Below are 2,521 nucleotides of genomic sequence, written 5' to 3' on the forward strand. Positions count from 1 at the left end.
GGTTTTGGAAGTTCGCGAGGCCCACTTCCAAAACCTAACCAAGCCACCCCGGCCCTCGTCTGTGAACCCTTCCGCTGGGCGAGCCATAGACGCCGCGCACCGATGCGGTAAAACGGCGGCTTGAAATTGGTGCTATATTCGGCTTGAGTTGTTTAATACTAGAACGGGAGGCTGATATGGGGCTGTTCAAGAAGAAAAACCCGCAGGATGCCTTTGATCCCGATGTGTTTACCATCACGGATACGATTTTGGACCCACCGCGGTTTACGTTTTTGCCGGCTATCTACCAGGATGCCACGCGCCGCAAGTGGGCCGTGCATCAGCGCGGCGGCGAGCCGAAGATTTTTGACTATGCGGATGTGCTGCAGTGCGAGATTGCCGAGACCGGAAATCCCGAGGATGTGCCGGAGCTCAGCAAACGCGAACTGGCTCAGCAGATTTTGATTAATCCAGCTCAGGCTACCAAAAACAACGCTGCCAAGCGTAATATGTGCCTTGGTATGGGTGTCATCGTTGTCGTGCAAACCGGCAAGGATGAGATTTCGAAGCTTGAGATTCCGGTGACCGCGGGCGAAGTCAAGCGAGACTCCGGCCTATATCGGTCGTATCGGAACGTTGCGGAGCAGATCAAAGAAGCCTTCGACGCTATGGGGCGTCCGGAGCAATGATGCCCGCAGCATCAAGCGGTTGAGGAGCCTTGCCCATGTCGAGTGAACCATATGCGATTCCGCCCAAAGACCGCGCCTTTGAGGGCATTCTTTGGTATATCAAACATTATGACCTGCAGAGTGGCGACCGTCTGCCCGCCGAGCGTGTGCTCTGTGAAGAGCTGGGCGTGTCGCGCACGGCGTTGCGTGCTGCGATCACGCGCCTTATTTCGTGCGGAACTTTGGAAAGCCGCCGCGGTTCGGGCACCTATGTGTGTCCTCCCAAACCGCTGAACATCTTTCAGGAAACATGGAACTATACGCAGGCGGTGGAGAGGGTTGGCTCAAAGTCGACCGCGCGCCTGGTTTGGTCCAAGGTCGTGTATGCCGATATCGATCTTGCCCAAAAAGCCCAGATCGACCTGGGCATGCCGCTCTTCTGCATTCGGCGCGTGCGTGTGGTCAACGGTTCCCCGGCATCGATCGAGACGGCTTACGTCAATCTGTCTTTGTGCCCCTCGCTTCCCGATCACGATTTTGAGCAGGAAAGCCTCTACGACGTTTTGCTCAAGGAGGGGAATGTCCATGTGACGCACGGCAAGGAGCATATTTCCATCAGCCGTCTGAACGCCGACGAGGCCAAGTTGCTGAATGCTCAGGAGGGCACGCCGGTGTTTTACAAGGCTTCGCACGAGCGCGACGAGACCGATGGCTTTGTCGAGTATTGCAAGTCCGTGATTCTGCCGACCAAGTATCGTTTTGCCGATAACGGCGAGGCAGACGGCGTTGCGACGAAGGTGGGTGTCGAATGGCTGATGCAGTAGAAGACTTGCCGGTTTACAAACAAATTCGCCGCTGCATTGCGGAGCGAATCGAGCGCGGCGACTACCCGACGGGCTCGATGATTCCGTCCGAAAACGAGCTGGCCGAGGAGTTTGGCACGACACGCCTGACAATCCGAAGCGCCATGGACGAGCTGGTCAAAAGTGGCCAGATTCGTCGCGTGCAGGGCAAAGGCGCCTTTGTGGGACACAAGTGGTTTGACGAGCACGAACGCAAGGGCGGCTTCCGCCAGTCGGTTTTGGCATCGGGCGCGACGCCGTCGGTGCGCATCCTGGCGCGCTCCAAACGCTACACCGGCCCGTATTATGCCGACTTGTTTGGCATCGCCGAGGACGATCTGCTTTACTCGGTGCGCCGCCTCAACTGCATCGATGGTGAGCCCGTATCGATCGAGATGACACTGATTCCGTGCCTGCTGTTTCCGGGCATCGAAGACGTGGACATTTCGGTCTTCAGCCTGTTCGAGACCTACGATATGTTGGGACGCAAGCCAGATCAGTCGGTAGAGAAACTCGATATCGAGGCGCTGGGCGCACGCGATGCGAGTTTGCTCAATCTTGAGCCGGGCGATCTGGCGCTCGTGCTGGAAGGCCTGACCTATGACTCGAGTGGGCAGGCAATCGAGCATGCCAAGTCTTTTACCCGCGGCGACGCCGGCGGATATACCTACAACTATTAGCGTCTAGAGCGTCCCTGCGCATGGCGGGGGCGCTCGTTTTTACGGATATATGTCGCTTGACCGATGAGCGGCAAAAACTGACCGTCTACCGAGAGGGGAGGATGAAATCATAAAATCGGTATTAAAAACGGCTAACCTGTAATCGTTCACTGGTATTAAGAACCTTTGAATTGTTGAGCTTGGGGCCAAGATGTCCACAAGGTTAAGCGGTGCGACGGGGCGGCAAGCCCGTTCATTCCGTGCGACAATTCAAACTGCTCGTGAAAGGAGCGGGAATGAAGGAGACCGAGAAGATCGAGATCATGCACTTCGACCAGGAGGGCTACCTCGAGGACGGCAGGAACGTCTACGA

Annotated in this window: 3 protein-coding genes; all 3 read left to right on the top strand. The window is 56.6% G+C overall.

Features of this window, described 5'->3' with window-relative positions:
* Nucleotides 1-176: 176 nt before the first annotated feature.
* The 3 genes from PMX70_RS06390 to PMX70_RS06400 are packed head-to-tail and all read left to right on the top strand — an operon-like array spanning nucleotide 177 to nucleotide 2,169.
* Nucleotides 177-668 (top strand): hypothetical protein, encoded by a 492-nt coding sequence (locus tag PMX70_RS06390; RefSeq protein WP_271740414.1) that lies wholly within the window; start codon nucleotides 177-179, stop codon nucleotides 666-668.
* Nucleotides 669-703: 35 nt separating this feature from the next.
* Nucleotides 704-1,471: a GntR family transcriptional regulator gene (locus PMX70_RS06395; RefSeq protein ID WP_117770537.1), complete on the top strand. Its 768-nt coding sequence runs from the start codon at nucleotides 704-706 to the stop codon at nucleotides 1,469-1,471.
* Nucleotides 1,456-2,169 carry a GntR family transcriptional regulator gene (locus PMX70_RS06400; protein ID WP_271740413.1) on the top strand — a complete coding sequence of 238 codons (714 nt, stop codon included), beginning with the start codon at nucleotides 1,456-1,458 and terminating at the stop codon, nucleotides 2,167-2,169. Before PMX70_RS06395 ends, PMX70_RS06400 begins: the two co-directional genes overlap by 16 nt.
* Nucleotides 2,170-2,521: the final 352 nt, after the last annotated feature.

The organism is Collinsella aerofaciens, from assembly GCF_028206795.1.
Taxonomy (GTDB): domain Bacteria; phylum Actinomycetota; class Coriobacteriia; order Coriobacteriales; family Coriobacteriaceae; genus Collinsella; species Collinsella aerofaciens_AX.